The 16,331-nt window shown below is 70.9% G+C and carries 22 protein-coding genes; 12 read left to right on the plus strand and 10 right to left on the minus strand.

All coding sequences use genetic code 11. The annotated features are described in order from the left end of the window. The first annotated feature begins 3 nt into the window (after positions 1-3). The 5 genes from ACTU3I_RS15535 to ACTU3I_RS15555 all read left to right on the plus strand — a co-directional run bounded on the left by ACTU3I_RS15535 (position 4) and on the right by ACTU3I_RS15555 (position 5,264). Positions 4-2,868, plus strand: coding sequence for an HAD-IC family P-type ATPase (locus tag ACTU3I_RS15535; protein WP_442926617.1), 2,865 nt, complete (start codon positions 4-6; stop codon positions 2,866-2,868). A 78-nt stretch (positions 2,869-2,946) separates the two neighbouring features. After that, on the plus strand, positions 2,947-3,165 hold the full coding sequence (locus tag ACTU3I_RS15540; protein ID WP_442926618.1) for a hypothetical protein: 219 nt from the start codon (positions 2,947-2,949) through the stop codon (positions 3,163-3,165). A 40-nt stretch (positions 3,166-3,205) separates the two neighbouring features. Beyond that, complete coding sequence (locus ACTU3I_RS15545; protein ID WP_442926619.1) at positions 3,206-3,601, plus strand: MmcQ/YjbR family DNA-binding protein; 396 nt, start codon at positions 3,206-3,208, stop codon at positions 3,599-3,601. A 50-nt stretch (positions 3,602-3,651) separates the two neighbouring features. Further along, complete coding sequence (locus ACTU3I_RS15550) at positions 3,652-3,996, plus strand: LysR family transcriptional regulator (RefSeq protein ID WP_442926620.1); 345 nt, start codon at positions 3,652-3,654, stop codon at positions 3,994-3,996. A 77-nt stretch (positions 3,997-4,073) separates the two neighbouring features. Next, a complete protein-coding gene (locus ACTU3I_RS15555) occupies positions 4,074-5,264 on the plus strand; it encodes a low temperature requirement protein A (protein WP_442926621.1) in 1,191 nt (396 codons plus the stop codon). A gap of 107 nt (positions 5,265-5,371) precedes the next feature. Here the strand turns inward: ACTU3I_RS15555 and ACTU3I_RS15560 are convergent, their stop codons facing one another. The 3 genes from ACTU3I_RS15560 to ACTU3I_RS15570 all read right to left on the minus strand — a co-directional run bounded on the left by ACTU3I_RS15560 (position 5,372) and on the right by ACTU3I_RS15570 (position 7,709). After that, positions 5,372-5,590, minus strand: coding sequence for a PLDc N-terminal domain-containing protein (locus tag ACTU3I_RS15560; RefSeq protein WP_442926622.1), 219 nt, complete (start codon positions 5,588-5,590; stop codon positions 5,372-5,374). Positions 5,591-5,674: 84 nt separating this feature from the next. Continuing rightward, positions 5,675-6,439 carry an alpha/beta fold hydrolase gene (locus ACTU3I_RS15565; protein WP_442926623.1) on the minus strand — a complete coding sequence of 255 codons (765 nt, stop codon included), beginning with the start codon at positions 6,437-6,439 and terminating at the stop codon, positions 5,675-5,677. A 34-nt stretch (positions 6,440-6,473) separates the two neighbouring features. Further along, a complete protein-coding gene (locus tag ACTU3I_RS15570; RefSeq protein WP_442926624.1) occupies positions 6,474-7,709 on the minus strand; it encodes a M23 family metallopeptidase in 1,236 nt (411 codons plus the stop codon). Positions 7,710-7,899: 190 nt separating this feature from the next. On the opposite strand from ACTU3I_RS15570, the gene ACTU3I_RS15575 reads away from it, so the two are divergent. Both ACTU3I_RS15575 and ACTU3I_RS15580 read left to right on the plus strand, forming a co-directional pair. Then, positions 7,900-8,229, plus strand: coding sequence for a hypothetical protein (locus tag ACTU3I_RS15575; protein ID WP_442926625.1), 330 nt, complete (start codon positions 7,900-7,902; stop codon positions 8,227-8,229). A 24-nt stretch (positions 8,230-8,253) separates the two neighbouring features. Beyond that, entirely contained in the window at positions 8,254-8,829 is a 576-nt protein-coding gene (locus ACTU3I_RS15580) for a methyltransferase family protein (RefSeq protein ID WP_442926626.1), read from the plus strand. Positions 8,830-8,842: 13 nt separating this feature from the next. On the opposite strand, the gene ACTU3I_RS15585 is transcribed toward ACTU3I_RS15580, so the two are convergent. Both ACTU3I_RS15585 and ACTU3I_RS15590 read right to left on the minus strand, forming a co-directional pair. Next, a complete protein-coding gene (locus ACTU3I_RS15585) occupies positions 8,843-9,307 on the minus strand; it encodes an aromatic ring-opening dioxygenase LigA (protein WP_442926627.1) in 465 nt (154 codons plus the stop codon). Positions 9,308-9,359: 52 nt separating this feature from the next. After that, positions 9,360-10,067 (minus strand): haloacid dehalogenase type II, encoded by a 708-nt coding sequence (locus ACTU3I_RS15590; RefSeq protein ID WP_442926628.1) that lies wholly within the window; start codon positions 10,065-10,067, stop codon positions 9,360-9,362. Between the two features lie 135 nt (positions 10,068-10,202). On the opposite strand from ACTU3I_RS15590, the gene ACTU3I_RS15595 reads away from it, so the two are divergent. After that, a complete protein-coding gene (locus ACTU3I_RS15595; RefSeq protein ID WP_442926629.1) occupies positions 10,203-10,343 on the plus strand; it encodes a hypothetical protein in 141 nt (46 codons plus the stop codon). A gap of 7 nt (positions 10,344-10,350) precedes the next feature. Here the strand turns inward: ACTU3I_RS15595 and ACTU3I_RS15600 are convergent, their stop codons facing one another. After that, positions 10,351-10,599, minus strand: coding sequence for a DUF4287 domain-containing protein (locus tag ACTU3I_RS15600; protein WP_442926630.1), 249 nt, complete (start codon positions 10,597-10,599; stop codon positions 10,351-10,353). Between the two features lie 144 nt (positions 10,600-10,743). On the opposite strand from ACTU3I_RS15600, the gene ACTU3I_RS15605 reads away from it, so the two are divergent. Further along, on the plus strand, positions 10,744-11,157 hold the full coding sequence (locus ACTU3I_RS15605; protein ID WP_442926631.1) for an arsenate reductase ArsC: 414 nt from the start codon (positions 10,744-10,746) through the stop codon (positions 11,155-11,157). A 31-nt stretch (positions 11,158-11,188) separates the two neighbouring features. Further along, on the plus strand, positions 11,189-11,848 hold the full coding sequence (locus ACTU3I_RS15610; RefSeq protein WP_442926632.1) for a Type 1 glutamine amidotransferase-like domain-containing protein: 660 nt from the start codon (positions 11,189-11,191) through the stop codon (positions 11,846-11,848). A gap of 19 nt (positions 11,849-11,867) precedes the next feature. Here the strand turns inward: ACTU3I_RS15610 and ACTU3I_RS15615 are convergent, their stop codons facing one another. Continuing rightward, positions 11,868-12,152: a winged helix-turn-helix transcriptional regulator gene (locus ACTU3I_RS15615; RefSeq protein WP_442926633.1), complete on the minus strand. Its 285-nt coding sequence runs from the start codon at positions 12,150-12,152 to the stop codon at positions 11,868-11,870. Continuing rightward, complete coding sequence (locus ACTU3I_RS15620; protein ID WP_442926634.1) at positions 12,149-12,553, minus strand: VOC family protein; 405 nt, start codon at positions 12,551-12,553, stop codon at positions 12,149-12,151. The genes ACTU3I_RS15615 and ACTU3I_RS15620 overlap by 4 nt, the downstream gene beginning before the upstream one ends. A gap of 187 nt (positions 12,554-12,740) precedes the next feature. On the opposite strand from ACTU3I_RS15620, the gene ACTU3I_RS15625 reads away from it, so the two are divergent. Further along, positions 12,741-13,496: an alpha/beta hydrolase gene (locus ACTU3I_RS15625; RefSeq protein ID WP_442926635.1), complete on the plus strand. Its 756-nt coding sequence runs from the start codon at positions 12,741-12,743 to the stop codon at positions 13,494-13,496. A 23-nt stretch (positions 13,497-13,519) separates the two neighbouring features. On the opposite strand, the gene ychF is transcribed toward ACTU3I_RS15625, so the two are convergent. Next, a complete protein-coding gene (gene ychF / locus ACTU3I_RS15630; protein ID WP_442926636.1) occupies positions 13,520-14,593 on the minus strand; it encodes a redox-regulated ATPase YchF in 1,074 nt (357 codons plus the stop codon). A gap of 194 nt (positions 14,594-14,787) precedes the next feature. Further along, complete coding sequence (locus ACTU3I_RS15635) at positions 14,788-15,537, minus strand: class I SAM-dependent methyltransferase (protein WP_442926637.1); 750 nt, start codon at positions 15,535-15,537, stop codon at positions 14,788-14,790. A gap of 178 nt (positions 15,538-15,715) precedes the next feature. Between ACTU3I_RS15635 and ACTU3I_RS15640 the strand changes: the two genes are divergently transcribed. Then, positions 15,716-16,315 carry an exonuclease domain-containing protein gene (locus ACTU3I_RS15640; RefSeq protein WP_442926638.1) on the plus strand — a complete coding sequence of 200 codons (600 nt, stop codon included), beginning with the start codon at positions 15,716-15,718 and terminating at the stop codon, positions 16,313-16,315. Positions 16,316-16,331 lie beyond the last annotated feature (16 nt).

Consider the following 16,331-nt stretch of genomic DNA (forward strand, 5'->3'; position numbering starts at 1 on the left):
CGCGTGGATCAGGTACTCGCGCCGACGACCGGACTTTCGCCCGCCGAGGTAGCCGAGCGCGTGTCGGCCGGGAAGACCAACGCCTTCACGCCCGATTCCAGTCGCAGTGCCTGGCACATCGTGCGCGCCAACGTCTTCACGCTCTTCAACGGCATCGTCTTCGGATGCTTCTTCGTGCTGTTTCTCGTGGGCCGCTGGCAGGACGCGCTGTTCGGGTTCGCCGCGTTCGCGAACGCGATCATCGGATGCGTCCAGGAGTTCCGCGCGAAGGCCGCCCTCGATCGCCTCGCTCTTCTGAATGCGCCCCGCGCGCGGGTGCTGCGCTCCGGCGAAGAAGCCGAGATCGCACCCGGCGATGTCGTGCTCGACGACGTGCTCGTGCTGCGCGCGGGCGATCAGGTGCCCGCCGACGCCGAGATGATCGGCGGCCGCGGCCTGGAGATCGACGAGTCGATGCTGACCGGAGAGTCCGACCCGGTGGCCAAGTCGACGGGCGACGAGGCGTTGTCGGGCTCCATCGTCGTCGCGGGGGAAGGAACGGCCCGCGTCACGAGGGTGGGAGCCGACTCGTACGCCAACCGCTTCGCCGGGGAGGCCCGACGCTTCTCGCTCGTGGCCAGCGAGCTGCGCACGTCGATCAACCGCGTTCTCACCTGGGTGGGCTGGGGCATCGGCCCGATCGGGCTGCTGGTCTTCAACGCGCAGGTGCAGGTGGCGGGCGGATACGGCACCGTGTTCACCGACGGCGCCTGGGTGCAGGCCGTCGTCAACACGATCGCGTCGCTGACGGCCATGATCCCGCTCGGTCTCGTCCTCATGACGAGCATCGCGTTCGCCGTGGGCGCCGTGAAGCTCGCTCGACGTCAGGTGCTCGTCAACGAGCTCCCCGCGGTGGAGGGGCTGGCCCGCGTCGATGTCATCTGCCTCGACAAGACCGGCACGCTCACCCTCGGCGAGATCGGGTTCGACGAGGCCCACCCCCTCGCGCCGGTCGACGGCTGGCAGGCGGCGCTGGCGTGGTACGCGGCATCCGCCGACGCCAACGCCACCGCCCGGGCGATGCGCGATGCCTACCCCGTCGCCGCACCGCTCGAGGCGGCGGAGTACATCCCGTTCTCCTCGGCGCGCAAATGGAGCGCGGTGTCGTTCTCCTCCACCGCCGGCACGTGGGTGCTCGGGGCGCCCGAGATGGTCTTCGGTGATGCCGCGACCTCCGGCACGACCGAGCTCGGCCGCACGGTGACGCGCCTGGCCGATACCGGGCGGCGTACGCTCGTGCTCGCCCGCACCGCGGAGAGCCTCACCGAGGACGACGTCGACGCCCAGCGTCTGCCCGGCGGCGTGGAGCCGGTGGCGGTGCTGACCTTCCAGGAACAGGTACGCCCGGATGCCGCGCAGACGCTGGCGTACTTCCGTCAGCAGGACGTCGGCATCCGCGTGATCTCCGGGGACAACCCGCGGACGGTGGCCGCCATCGCGCGGGAGGTCGGCATGGACGTCGCCGACGGGTTCGACGCGCGCACACTCCCCGATGACGACGCGGAGCTGGCTGAGGTGCTCGAGCAGCACAGCGTCTTCGGGCGCGTGACCCCCGAGCAGAAGGAGCGGATGGTGCGGGCGCTGCAGAGCCGCGGCCACACCGTGGCGATGACCGGCGACGGGGTCAACGACGCCCTGGCGATCAAGACGGCCGATATCGGCATCGCGATGAACTCCGGGTCGGCGGCGACCAAGGCCGTGGCCCGGCTCGTGCTGCTGGACAGCAGCTTCGCGCACCTTCCCGATGTCGTCGCCGAGGGCCGGCAGGCGATCGCGAACATCGAGCGCGTCTCGATGCTGTTCCTCACCAAGACCGTCTACGCCACCGGGCTGGCCCTCCTGTTCGGCGCCCTCGTGCTGGAGTTCCCGTTCCTGCCGCGCCAGTTGTCGATCACCGACGGGCTGACGATCGGCATCCCGGCGTTCTTCCTCGCCCTGCTTCCGAACACGCAGCGCTACATCCCCGGCTTCCTCCGCCGGTCGCTGTCGTTTGCGATCCCCGCCGGCATCATCGTCGCGCTCGGCCTGACCTGGTACACGTTCGTCGCCCAGGGGCTGGACGTGGAGGAGGAGCAGCTGCGCACCGGGGCGACCGTGATCCTCGCCGTCGTCGGCATCTGGGTGCTGTCCGTGCTGTCGCGCCCCCTCAATCGCTACAAGGTCGCCGTGGTCGGAGCGATGTTCATCGGCCTCGTGGGCGTGTTCACGATCCCGTTCGCGACACAGTTCTTCCAGTTGGTGGACCCCGGCCCCCGACTCGCCGCGGCGCTCACCGGCATCGCGATCGTCATGGTCGCCGGCATCGAGGTCGTGCGGTTCGCCCACCACCGGTTGGTCCTCGGCCGCGGCGCCACAGCGACCGCCGTCGCAGCGCGGCCGCACCGCGGCGCGGGAGGGGCGATCGCGACCGTGGTCGCCGTGCTCGTCTACACCACAGGGCTGCTCACCGCGGGGCTCGGCATCCTGGTGCTGCTCGACCGGTACGGCGAGACGACCGATCGTGAGATCCTCGCGGTGTCGATGATCGGCGCGGGCATCACCCTCGCGGGGCTGCTCCTGCTCGCTGTGGCGACAGGGCTGCGACGCGGCAGCGCCCTGTCCCGCCTGATCGCGACCGTCGAGCTCGGCGCGATCCTGCTGCTGGATGCCGCCCTGTGGATCGGGCTGGACGTCAGCGACCTCGGCGCGGCGATCACCGGCGCGTTCGTGCTGGCGCTGATCGTGCTGCTGTGGACACCCCCGGGCTCGCGCACGTTCGGCCGCATCCGAGATTCGTCGATGTCGTTCGCCGCGCACCCGCCCTCCCCCGCCCCGCGCTCGGGACCCTGAGCCTCCCCGGGTGAGGACGCCGGCGGCGCGCGCGTCAAGGGGCATCCTCCGGCGACGGCGGTGACGGAGCATCGAGGTATGACTACGGATGCGAACGACAACAGCACCCCCGAGCGGGACGAGGCCGAGACCGTCGAGCGCGTCGTCGAGGACGTGCGCGACGAGGTGCGTCACGGCCAGGTCGAAGACGACGTCACCCACGTGCTCGAAGAGCGGCTGGATGAGGTCGGCGTGGACCTCCGCCCGGAGTCGATCGACGACCTCGCGGAAGAGATCGAGAACGACGTCTCGACCTGACCGGGCAGACGCCGACCGCGACGTCGCCTACGCTGTCGCCATGGCGACCCTCGACGACGTGGTGCGCATCGCCGAGTCCCTTCCCGACGTGATCATGAAGCCGGCGTGGGGGATGCGCATGTGGCGCGTGCACGACAGGGGGTTCGTGTGGGAGCGGCCGCTGCGCCGCACCGAGCTCGACGAGCTCGGCACCCCGGCGCCCAGCGGTGAGATCGCGGCGGTACGGGTCGAGCACGAGGGCGTTAAGCAGGCGCTGCTCGTCTCGGGGCCCGATCGCTTCTTCACCGTCTCCCACTTCGACGGCTACCCCGCCGTCCTCATCCGCCTCGCCGCCATCGATCCCGACGAGCTCGAGGAGCTCATCGTCGACGCATGGCTCGACCGTGCGCCGCGGCGCCTGGCCGACGCCTGGCTCGCGGAGCATCCGCCGGCCTGACCACGGATAGCCTGGATGCCTCGCCGCATCGGACGACGGAAGAGGTCGATGTGAACATCACTCAGCTGGTGCGATTCGTCGCCGTCGCCGAGCACCGCCACTTTCCCCGCGCGGCCGATGCCCTCGGCATCCCCCTTCCGGCCTTGTACTCGTCGATCGAGAAGCTCGAGGCCGACGTCGGCGCGCCGCTGTTCCGGCGCGAGGGCGAGACGCGACTGACTCCTGCCGGCGACCTGCTGCTCGTCGAAGCACGCGAGCGCATCGCCGCGGAGCCTCCGCCTGCGAGCAAGCCCGTCCCTCCGGCCGGCGGCAAGGCCAAGGCCTCGAAGGGCAAGGGACGCGCCCCGATCGTCAAGGGTCAGCCCAAGCCGTACAAGAAGCGTCAGGGTCGGTGACCGGGGAGGGCCATGCCGTGGACGATCCGTCTCTCGCCGCCCACCTGAAGGAGCAGCTGCGTCACAGACTCCGTCCGATGTCGGGGCGCGACCCGCGGCAGGCGGATCGCGCCCCGACTCCGCTCGAGCTGCTCTACGACCTCACCTACGTCATCGCCTTCGCCGCGGCCGCCGACCAGCTGGCCCACCACCTCGGCGAGGGCGAGATCACCTCCGCCGTCGGCGCGTACGTCTTCGCCATCTTCGCCGTGAGCTGGGCGTGGATGAACTTCACGTGGTTCTCCTCGGCGTACGGAAACGACGACGCCCTCTTCCGTGTCGCCACGATCGTCCAGATGATCGGCGTCGTCATCCTCATCTTCGGCATCCCCGGCAGCTTCGCGGAGGCGGCCCACGCGGCGAATCCGAACAACGCGCTCCTCGTCGTCGGATACGTCGTCATGCGAGTGCCTCTCGTCCTGCTGTGGCTCCGGGCGGCGCACCAGGATGCGGCGAACCGCCGCACCGCCCGCCTCTACGCGCTGACGATCGCCCTCGCACAGGTCGGCTGGGTCCTCGCGGCCCTCCTGCCTCTGCCCCTCCCGGCCACCGTCATCGTTCTGGCAGCCCTGGCACTGGCGGAGCTCATCGCTCCCGTCGTCATCGAGACGGTCGTCGGGCGGGCCCCCTGGAATCCCGGTCACGTCGCAGAACGGTTCACGCTGCTGACGATCATCACCATCGGCGAGGTGATCGCGTCGACGACCGCGACCGTCGGCGCGCTGTCCCAGGAGCAGGGGTGGTCGGTCGGCGCTGTGACGGTGGCGTCGGCGGGGCTGGTCCTCGCCGCTGCGGTGTGGTGGGCGTACTTCCTGATCCCGTCACGACTGGTGCTGGAGAGGTGGCCCCGCCGGATCTTCCGGTGGCGGTACAGCGCATCTGCCGATGTTCGGCGCCATCGCCGCTGTCGGCGCGGGACTTCGCGTGGCCGCGCACGCGGTCGAGGACGAGGGCATCCCGGTGATGCTGGTCGCCTGGTCGCTGGTCGTTCCGGTCGCCGTCGTCGTGCTCACGGTCTTTCTCACCTGGAGCGTGCTGCTGAGGTCGTACGACGCGTCCCACATCCCTCTCCTGCTGTTGTCGCTCGTGCCGCTCGCGGCGGCGGTCGTGGTCGCCCTGTTCGCGTCAGCAGCGCCGCCCGAGTCCGCGGAATCGATGCGCGTGCCGGCCCTCGTGGCCGTCATCGTGCTCGTCGCGCTCGCGGGAGTGGTCGAGGTGGTGGGGCATGAGGCCGTCGGCTACCGCCACACCGTCCGAGCGCTGAGCGCCCCGGACGTCGAGGAGCCGCCTCGGTGAGTAGCCGGCGGCGACGCGACCGGACGGGTGAGCCCCGGCGTCAGCGCGTGTGGCGGATCCCGAACGCGAAGTAGGCCAGCGGCCCGAGCCAGTTCACGAGGATCACGGGGATCCACACCGGCTTGGGGCCGCGCACCTCCCGGCTGTTGCGCAACCACAGGTCCCAATACGCCAGAAACGCGAAGACGACCTGCACGAGGCCCAGAAGGCCCAATCCGGTCCTGGCCCGCGGCGACAGCGCAGTCTTGATCTCGGTCATGTCGATCCTTCCCCTACGCGATCCATCCTGCCCGCCGCGTCCGCGGAGCGCACGGGCTTGCATTCGGCGGCGGATGCTCCTCGCTCAGTCCCACGCCAGGTAGTCCTCGACCTGCATCCCGATCTCGCCCGGGTGGGTCAGGATGAACAGATAGCCGCCCCCGTCGATCCGCGCGGCACTGGCGCGGTCGGCCGCCGAAGCCTGCAGCGCGTCGCCGTTCGCCGGAACGGTCACCCTGTCGTCCGACCCCTGCAGGATGAGCGCCGGGAGGCTCGGGGCCAGCGGCGACCACTCCTGGACCGGGGTGTTGGCGATCGCCGCGCGCTGCACCGGCTCGGCATGGACGTCGCGCACGTGGGAGAAGACGCTCCACGCGAAGGCCGGATCGACCGACTCTCCCGCCAGCATCCGCATGGCCTCGAGTGGCTGCTCCTCCTCGAACGCGGCACGCAGCGCCTGCTCGGCATCGTCGCTCACCGGCTCAGCGCTCTCGACGCCCAGCAGCAGCACGCCCTCCGCGCGGTCGGGCTCGTCCAGCGCGATGGTGCGCGCCAGCGCGCCGCCGAAGCCGTGTCCGCCGACGAACGCCGACTCGATGCTGAGAGCGTCGAGGACATCGACGACGTCTCGGGCGAGATCGTGCAGCGTGAGGCCTTCCTCCGACGAACGCCGGACGCCGACGCGGACGACGCGGAACCCTTCCTCTTCGAGCACGTGCGCGAGTGTCCCGAGCGAGGCGATGCCGAGGCCCCGCCCCGGGAGGAGCACGAGAACGGGCCCCTCCCCCTCATCGGCGAAGGGGATGGCGCGGGCGTCGGGCTCGAAGGTCTGCAGCGGCGAAGGAGTCACTCGTCCATTGTCCCGGATGCCGGCGTGCGGCCTGTCACCGCCCCAGGTCGGCGAACGCCACGACGTCGCGCCCGAGGGGAAGCTCGTCGGTGCGGTCGCCGGTCGTCGCGTCGTCGATCTCCACCGGCGTCGTCTGCGGGTCGGCGGCCATGACCTCCGCGAGGGGCGGGGTCCGACCTTCGAGTGTGAAGCGGTCGAACACGTAGGGCACGCCGTCGGCCAGGAGCGCGGACGGGCGGTCCATCATCTGGAAATGCAGGTGCGGTCCGGTCGAGCTGCCCGAGTTTCCCGTGCGACCGATCTCCTCGCCCTTCGCGACCGTGTCACCCGGCACCACCGCGACCGTGCCGGGCTTCAAGTGCGCGTAGAAGGCGTATACGCCCTCGGCGATCCGCAGGATCACATAATTGCCGTCGGCCTCGTCCAGCGTGACCGGTTCGGGCGCGAGCGACACCTGATCGGGAAAGCGATCGGCGGATGCGACGACCTCCGCATCCGCGACGGCGATGACGGGCTGGTCGTAGGTCGGCCAGCTCTCGTTGAGCCCCGGATCGCCGGTCGCGAAGTAGTCGTCGCCGTCGACGCGGTTGAAATCGATGGCGAATCGCTGAGCGAGCCACAGCGCGTCGTTCACCGGCTGCAGCGCTCGGCGGTGCGGGCCGTCGCAGCAGCTGCCGACGGCGACCCACCCCTCTCCGACCAGCGGCGGTCCGATCGTCGTCGGCGGATCGGCGTCGACCTCGGCGCGGGCGCCGGTCGAGGTGATCTGCTCGGGGACGGGGAGTCCCGGCGCAACGCGCACCGTCAGCTGATGATCGATCTCGGCCGGAATCGCGGCGGGATCGTCGAACGCGACGTCGAGCCACACGACGCCGACGGTCGAGGGCGCGAGCGCCGTGACATCCGGCAGCCCGAGCGGCTGGAGAGAGAAGGCGGCCGCGAGGGTGTCGTCCTCGAGCGTCTCGACGACCGCTCCGTCGGCGGCGTCGCGCACCACGACCCGCTCGATCGTCGCGTCGACGGGGAAGGCGTTGGTGAGCCGGAGCTCGTAGACGACGTGGACGAGCTCGTCGGTGCCGGTGAACCAGCGGGGCGTCGACATCACGTCCATGACGACGGGCGTGTACTTCTCCTCGACCGCTCCCCCGTCCGGGGTCGGAGGTGCGGTGGTCGTGGTCGCGCGGTCTACCGGTGTCGCGGTGCAGGCAGCCAGCGCCGGAATCGCCACAGCCGCGGCGAGCGCGGCCGTCACCGATCGTCGAGTGCGCACGGGTGGGTCACCTCCGCGGTGCGATGGGGGCGACGGGGCGCCGCCTGGCTCCGATAGTGGCACGACGCGCGCTCCGAGCCCAGGGTCGTGGGCGATCTCGCTGCGGGACCGCAGCGCCCGCGGGAACCGGGGCGCGTTGTCGGGAGCGCCGATGCGCTGCCGTGCCTGCCGCCGCTGTTATCGTGCAGCGGTGAGGTGGGGACGAGCGTACTTCGCCCTCCAGGCCGTCCTGGGAGCGGCGTGGTGGGTGGCGGTGTTCACCCTTCCGCCGGTCCGCCACGCGACCCTGGGGCACCTCGACCCCGTTGTGATCGCCCTCTTCGACGTGCCGCTGTTCGTCCTCACGTCGGGGACCGCCGCTTTCGGCAGCCGGATCGCGGCCCTGATCGCGACAGGGTGGACTCTCCTCGTCGCTGTCGCACTCGCCGCCTACGCGACGCTGACCTCCCTCGCAGGCCTGGGCGTGGTCCTCATGGCGGCCGCAGCAGCGGCATCCGTGGTCGCTCTGTCGCTGCTGTAGAGCGGGAGGATCGCCGTCGAGCACGTGCTTTTCGGCCCGCTCCGCTTCGGATTGGCCGACGCCTCGGCCTCCCGAGCGCGGCACATCTGTGCGACGGCGGTGCAGATCGTGCTCTTCTGGGGCCTGTTCCTGGGAGTGCTGCCGCTGCTCATCACCGCCCTGGAGCGACGATGGATGCTGTCGATGACGTTCCCGCTCGCCGTCGTCGCGGCAGGCGCCGTCGTGTTCGCTGTGGCCACCGCACTCGGGCTGTGGTCGGCCGCCGTCATGTCGGCCCTCGGCGCGGGAACGCCGCTTCCCTCCCGCACGGCGACGAGGTTCGTGATCGCCGGGCCGTACCGGTTCGTTCGCAACCCGATGGCGGTGGCCGGGATCGTGCAGGGGCTCGCCGTCGGCGCGATGCTGTCGTCGTGGCTCGTGGTGGCGTACGCGCTGTGCGGGTCGCTGGTGTGGAACTACGCGGTGCGACCGCTCGAGGAGCAGGACCTCGAGACACGATTCGGAGAGCCGCACCGGCTCTACCGGGCGAGGGTGCGGTGCTGGTGGCCGCGCGTGCACCCCGTGCCCGCGTTCATCTCCGGGACGAACGGGCTCGCGTAGCGTCGCGCCCGGGTCACCGACCGTCGGATCGGCGCAGCAGCGATCCCGTGACGACGAAGAAGGCGCCGAGTCCCGTGACGAGGGCGCTCACGCCGTAGGCCAGCACCGACGTCAGCAGCGCTGTCCGCAAGGACGCCGCCGTCGACAGGGCCGCGCTCTGCGCGCGCAGTTCCCGCTCCTCGTCGCTTCCCTTCTCGACGGCGCGCAGTGCGTCGCTGATCTCGGCGAACGTGCGCCCGCCGGCACCGCGTTCGGCGTTGCCCTTGATCACGAGCGCCTCGACGTACGCCGTGACCGGACCGCGAACGGGTCGGCCGGCGAGCGCGGGGGCGTTCCCCGGCACGGTGATGTTCTCCGCGCGCAACTGCTTCGCGACAGTCAGCCACGCTCCGGCGCCGCCGGCCAGGAACACCGACCCCGCCGCGAGGGTCAGCCCTCCGATGCGACGAAGCACGGATGCGGGTGGCAGTGAAGTCATCGGGAGCCCTTTCGACGGGAAGGTGTGAAGGGATTCTGACAGGCTGCCGCGCTCAGCGCGCGCCGAGGCGCTCCCGCAACCCCGAGAGGTCGCCGGTCTCGAGATCGAACCGGTCGTCATCCCCCGGTCGCTGGGCGCCCGGACGGGCGATGTAGGCGGTTCGAAAGCCGTGCTCCGCTGCGGCGCGGAGGTCCCACGGATGCGCGGCGACGAAGAGCGTGCGTGCCGGATCGATCCGCAGCGCCTCGATCGCGTACCGATACGCCGTGGGCGCCGGCTTGTAGGTGCCGACAGCGGAGGTGGACAGCACGACGTCCCAGCTCAGTGCGTTGACGTTCGCGAGCCGCGCGAGCGCGTCCAGGTCGCCGTTGCTGACCCCCGCGACGAGCCGATCTCGGCGGAGCGCCGCCATCGCGTCCGCGACCTCCGGCCACGCGGGATACTCGCCGTCGAGCATCGCGAGAGCCTCCAGGTCGTCCGGCGCCGCGGCGCCGCCGGCACTCGCGACCGCCTCCTCCGCGGCTTCGACGACGAGTGCGCCGTGCGGGCGCCAGGGCTCCGCACCGGCCACGACCGCGGCCATCCGCCGGTCGAGGTCGGCGACCCACCTCTCCCGCAAGCCGCCGGCATCCGCGATCCCGGATGCCGCGGCCAGGCGTCTCGCGGCGGCCTCCCACGTCGGATCCTCGTCGACGAGCGTTCCGATCACGTCGAACACGACGGCATCGATCCGGGGAAGCATCAGCGTGGCCGCGTCCATCCCCCCACTCAAGCAGACCTCCGGGCTCGCGAGGCCGCGGGCGGCGGCGACTCCGGACCGGCAGGGCAACGGCCATGAGCCGCGTGTGGCCGGTTCAGCGGCCCCGGCGGCTGCGCCGATTCGTAGGCTGGACGCATGACACCGACTCGCCCCGACCCGCGGGCGTGCCCGACGTGCGGCGATCCGCTGCGATTCGAGATCCTCGACGACGAGCGGTTCCTCGTCGTGTGGTCGTGCCTGACCTGCGGGCTGGTGCGGACGACCGAGCCCGCGTAGGGCGAGGTCAGCTCGGCAGCTGGGCTTTGACGTACGCGACGATCGCGTTGGCGTGGCCGTGGCCGAGTCCGTGATCGGTCTTGAGCCACTCGACGACCTCCATGTGGCGCTGCGAGTCGAGCCGGTCCGCAACGAGGTCGAGCCACTCCTGGATCGGACGACCGTACGTCTTCTCGATGCTCGGGAAGTAGGAGGCGGGCCCCTTGAGTTTTCCGTCGGCCGGCGGTGTGGGTGCGGTCACGCGGTGTTGCGACATGGCGCTCATGGTAGCGGCGGCCTCGAGTCCGACCGATGTCCGGCGTCACGATGAGCATGCTCGACGGAAGCCCCCGCCTCGCCGGCGACGTGCCGGCGGCCAGGGCGGTGAAGCTGACGCCTACGATGGCATCGGAGACCTGCCATGACCGATAAGCCCACCGTCCTGTTCGTCTGCGTCCACAACGCCGGCCGCTCGCAGATGGCCGCCGGCTACCTGCAGCAGCTCGCCGGCGGCCGCGTCGACGTCCGCTCCGCCGGATCGGAGCCCGCCGAGAGCGTCAACCCGGTCGCGGTCGACGCCATGCGCGAGGAGGGCATCGATATCACCGCGAACACGCCGCAGCTGCTGAAGGTGGACGACGTCGAACAGGCGGACGTCGTCATCACGATGGGATGCGGGGACGCCTGCCCGATCTTCCCCGGCAAGCGGTACGAGGACTGGGAGCTGGACGACCCCGCCGGCCAGGGCATCGACGCCGTCCGCGGAATCCGCAACGACATCCGGGCCCGGGTCGAGGCGCTTGTCAGGGAGCTGGACGCCGGGCCGCTGCCATAGCATCGGGATGTTTCCCTTCCCTGGAGGTGCGATGAAGCTGCTACTCACGTCGGGCGGCGTGACGAACGCCGGCATCCGCGACGCTCTCGTCGACCTGCTCGGCAAGCCGATCGAGCAGTCGTCGGCCCTGTGCATCCCGACGGCGCAGTGGGGCCACCCCCTGTGCGGACCCGAGTCCGCCCGCGATTTCGTCGCCGGCAGACCGCGGTCCGGCTCCATGACGGCGCTGCCGTGGGCCTCACTGGGTCTTCTCGAACTCACCGCGCTGCCGACGATCGACCGCGCCCGCTGGGAGGAGTGGGTGCGTGACGCAGACGCCCTTCTCGTCGACGGGGGTGACGCGACCTATCTCGCGCATTGGATGCGGCGATCCGGCCTCGCCGACCTGCTGCCGGAGCTCTCCGACGCGGTATGGGTCGGCGTGAGTGCCGGCAGCATGGTGCTGACGCCGAGAATCGGCGAGTTCTTCCGGGAATGGCGGGCCGCACCCGATGACACGGCCCTCGGCGTCGTCGACTTCTCGATCTTCCCGCACCTCGACGTCTTCCCGACCAACACGATGGCCGCCGCCGAGCGCTGGGCCGAGCAGATCGGCGGCCCCGCCTACGCGCTCGACGACGAGAGTGCGATCCGGGTGGTGGAGGGAAGGGCGGAGGTCGTCTCCGAGGGGCGCTGGGCCCGGCTCGGCTGACCTCGCCGCCGCCGGCGCGTCACCGGCCGGTCGCGGCAGCCCAGCGTCCGAGAGCATCGATCGACTCGCGCAGTGCCAGACCTCGATCGGTCAGTGCGTAAGCCCGGGTGTTGTGCCGCAGGGGCAGGCGCGAGAGCACACCGGCGGCTTCGAGCTCGCGCAGGCGAGTCGCGAGGATGTTCGTCGGCGCCCCGAGGTCGCGCTGCAGGTCACCGTACCGCTGCGGCCCGTCCAGGAGGCGCTCCACGATGAGCAGCGCCCACCGGGAACCGACGATGTCGAGGGCCGCGGCCAGCTCGCTCACGCGATCGGATCGGCGTCCGGCTTCATCCAGAACGGCGAGTAGTGGTAGCCATCCGGGTCGTCGAACTGGCGCTGGTACATGAAGGGGTAGTCGTCGGTGTCGCCGACCCGGCCTCCGGCCGCGCCGGCACGCTCGACCAGGGCGTCGACGGCCTCACGGCTCGGGAGGTCGAACGAGACCGTGACCTTCGAAGGCGTGTCAGGCCCGCCGATGACCTCCTCGACGCCACCCACGCTGGCGTACATCTCGCGGCTGCCGAGCATTACGTACTGCTCGGGCGCGATCGCGAAGCATGAGACGTTGTGGTCCGACATCTCCGCGTTGAGGGTCCAGCCGAGGGCGGTGTAGAAGGCTGTCGCACGCTCGACGTCCTGGACCGGGCAGGTGATGAAAAGGCTCATGCGCACCATACTTGCAAAAAGCAAGCACGGCGTCAAGGAGTCCGATGGTAACGTGACGGCTCCGTGCAGCAGCTGAGGAGGTGGTACCCGTGAATGAATCGACGTGGGTGCTCCGCTGCGGAGGCACGGTCGGGCGATAGGTCGTCCGGGAGCGCCCGTCCCGCGAGCGCTTCCGAAAGGCACGACCGTGCATCTCACCACCTCTCACACTTTGGACGACGGCACCCTCGAGCGTGAGTTCGTCCTCAGCGACATCCCGGGCCTCCTGTGGACTCCGGCATCCGCGACACCGTCAGCGCCGGTCCCCCTCATCCTGCTGGGCCAGCCCGGCGGGTTCGGGCTCCGACGGATGCATCCCCGACTCGTCGCCCGCGCGCGCAGCGCGGCGGCCCACGGCTTCGCCGCCGCCGCCATCGAGATGCCCGGCGCCGGAGACCGGGCCCCTCTCCCCGATGTCGAGCACGCGCGCGCGGAGCTTCAGCGCGCGATCTCCGCGGGCGAGCGCCCCGGAGAAGACGTGATCGACCGCCTCATCCTCCCACTGGTCGACCAGGCGGTGCCCGAGTCGCTGGCCGCGCTCGACGAGCTGCTCCCTCTTCCCGAGATCGGCGATCGGGTCGCGGTCTCCGGTGGCGTGATCGCGATCGCCGTGCATCTGGCTGTGATCGACCCGCGCATCGTCGCGGCGGGGCTCTTCGCCGGCAGCTACATTCCGCGCAGAACCCTGGACGAGGCGCGCCGGCTCACGATCCCGCTGCACGTCCTTCTGCAGTGGGACGACGAGGGCAACGACAGGCAGAGGGCGCTCGACCTCTTCGACGCCTTCGGGTCACGGGAGAAGACGCTCTCCGCCAACATGGGCGGTCACACCGGCATCCCGGCCTTCGCGGGTGAGGATGCCGCGAATTTCTTCGCCCGTCATCTCGGCGGGACGGTGGCGTGAGGAGCGCGGGCGGCGCCGGGTGCCTAGTTGTTGAAGCGGAACTCCACGACGTCGCCGTCCTGCATGACGTAGTCCTTGCCCTCGAGGCGCGCCTTGCCTTTCGCGCGGGCCTCGGCGACCGAGCCGAGCGAGATGAGGTCGTCGAACGAGATGACCTCGGCCTTGATGAAGCCCTTCTCGAAGTCGGTGTGGATCACCCCGGCCGCTTGCGGGGCCTTCCAGCCCTTGCCGATCGTCCACGCCCGGGCCTCCTTCGGGCCGGCCGTCAGGTACGTCTGCAGTCCGAGCGTGTCGAAGCCGATGCGGGCGAGCTGGTCGAGCCCCGACTCGTCCTGGCCGGTGGATGCCAGCAGCTCGGCGGCGTCCTCGGGGTCGAGGTCGATCAGCTCCGATTCGATCTTGGCGTCGAGGAAAACCGCTTGGGCGGGAGCGACGAGAGCGGCGAGTTCCGCCTTGCGCGCCGCATCCGTCAGCACTGCCTCATCGACGTTGAAGACGAAGATGAAGGGCTTCGCGGTGAGAAGTCCCAGCTCCTTGATCGGGGTGAGGTCGATGCCGGATGCCGAGAGCAGCTGGCCCTTCTGCAGGGCTTCGAGCGCCTCCTGGGCGGTCGCGAGCACGGAGGGGTCGAGCTTGCGGCCCCTGACCTCCTTCTCGTACCGGGTGATCGCCTTCTCGAGGGTCTGGAGGTCGGCCAGCTGCAGCTCGGCGTTGATCGTCTCCATGTCGCTCGCGGGATCGACCTCGCCCTCGACGTGGACGACGTCGTCGTCGGCGAATCCGCGCACCACCTGCGCGATGGCATCCGCCTCGCGGATGTTGGCGAGGAACTGGTTGCCGAGGCCCTCGCCCTCGCTCGCGCCACGGACGATGCCGGCGATGTCGACGAACGAGACGACAGCGGGGACGATGCGCTCGGAGCCGAAGACCTCGGCGAGCTTGTCCAGCCGCTGGTCGGGGAGGTTCACGACACCGATGTTGGGCTCGATCGTGGCGAACGGGTAGTTCGCCGCGAGCACCTGGTTCTTGGTCAGCGCGTTGAACAGCGTCGACTTGCCGACGTTGGGGAGACCGACGATTCCGATGGTAAGAGCCACGGGAGTCCAGTCTAGGCGGGCGGATGCGGCGGCCCGGCCGGGCCGCGCCCCCGGCCGAGCTTCGCACCTGAATCCCGAGCCCACGCATCCACGCGCGAGACAACGACCGGGCGCTGCGCGGGAGCGTTGGCTCGTGCACGGATGCGTGGGTTCGGGGTGGGCGCGTGGAAGCGACCCGTGACCGCGGGGTGGAGCTACGGGCGGATGCTGCGGAACGCGTGCGTGACGTACGGCAGCGGCACGACGGCGCCGGCCACCGCGCCGATGTCGTCGCACAGGGAGGCGAGGTCGCGCTCGATGCGGGCACGCTCGGCCGGCTCGGCCCTGAGAACGTAGCTGCGGGAGCGCGCCAGCGCGAAGAGGTCGTCGCGGGTCATCGGCCGCGACCACGCCCACGTCGCCGCCTCCAGCCCGGCGAACGGAGGGGCCACCGCCGGGCCGTCGCCGGCGAGCATCTCCTCGGCGTGGCTCCCGTGCATGACGGCGGTGAGGCGCGCCACCCAGTCCTCGCGATCGTCGCGGATGTTCCAGACGAGCGCGAGCACTCCGCCCGGCCGCAGCACGCGGCCGGCCTCGGCGCATGCGGCCTCGATCTTGACCCAGTGCCACGCTTGGCCGAACACGACAGCATCCATCCCGGCATCCGGCAGCGGCACGGCCTCGGCGGTGCCCCGGTAAGTCGGCACGCCGACGACGTTCTCGCGCAGGGTCCGGAGCATCGCCGCATCCGGATCGATCGCGACGACCTGCGCCCCGAGGTCGCGCACGACGCGCGTGAGCTTGCCCGTGCCCGCTCCGACATCGGCGACACGGAGCGCGTGATCCCCGAGCCGCGCCGGCGCCAGCATCCACTCCACGGCGGCAACCGGATAGTCCGGACGCCCCGCTTCGTACGTGGATGCAGCGGCCCCGAACGAGGTGCGCAGCTCCTCCCGGTCCGCCATGCCCCGACCCTACGCCGTCCCCCCGGGCGCCGGGCCTCCCCTCACGCGGGCTCGAGGAGGGCCGACGCCGCGGGAAGCGAGAAACGCAGGACGGCACGTGAGGGATGTGCGACGAGGGAATCGGGATGCGTCGGCGCGCCTGCCGACGACACGCCGATGCCGCCACGACGCTGAGCACGTGCCCCTGGACTTCACCGCCATCGACTTCGAGACGGCGAACCCCAGCAACGCCTCGGCCTGCGCCGTGGGCATGGCCCGGGTGCGCGACGGGCGCGTCGTCGCCACCGCGAGCTGGCTCATCCGCCCGCCCGCCGGGCACGACGTGTTCTACGACTTCAACATCGGCATCCACGGCATCCGCCCGAAGGACGTGGCGAGGGCACCCGGATGGGCCGCGCAGCTGAGCCGTCTCACGGCCTTCGCCGGTTCGGATGTGCTCGTGGCGCACAATGCCGGGTTCGACATGGCAGTGCTTCGCGCCGCGTGCGAGGTCACCGGCGACGACTGCCCGCCGTACCGCTATCTCTGCTCCCTACAGCTCGCGCGCCGCACCTACGAACTCGCCTCCTACCGCCTTCCACTGGCGGCCGCGGCCGCCGGATACGGCGACTTCGCGCACCATGACGCACTCGCCGACGCCCTGGCGTGCGCGCACATCGTCGTCGACGCGGCAGCTCGCACCGGCGCGGCCGACGTGGACGGCTTGGCGACGGCGGCAGGCGTGCGCATCTCGCAGATCCCCGTTCGCACGGCGCCCGCGGTCCTCGCCGTCGCCTGAGCGATGTCGGAGGCCG

The organism is Microbacterium sp. RD1, assembly GCF_052220165.1.
Taxonomy (GTDB): domain Bacteria; phylum Actinomycetota; class Actinomycetes; order Actinomycetales; family Microbacteriaceae; genus Microbacterium.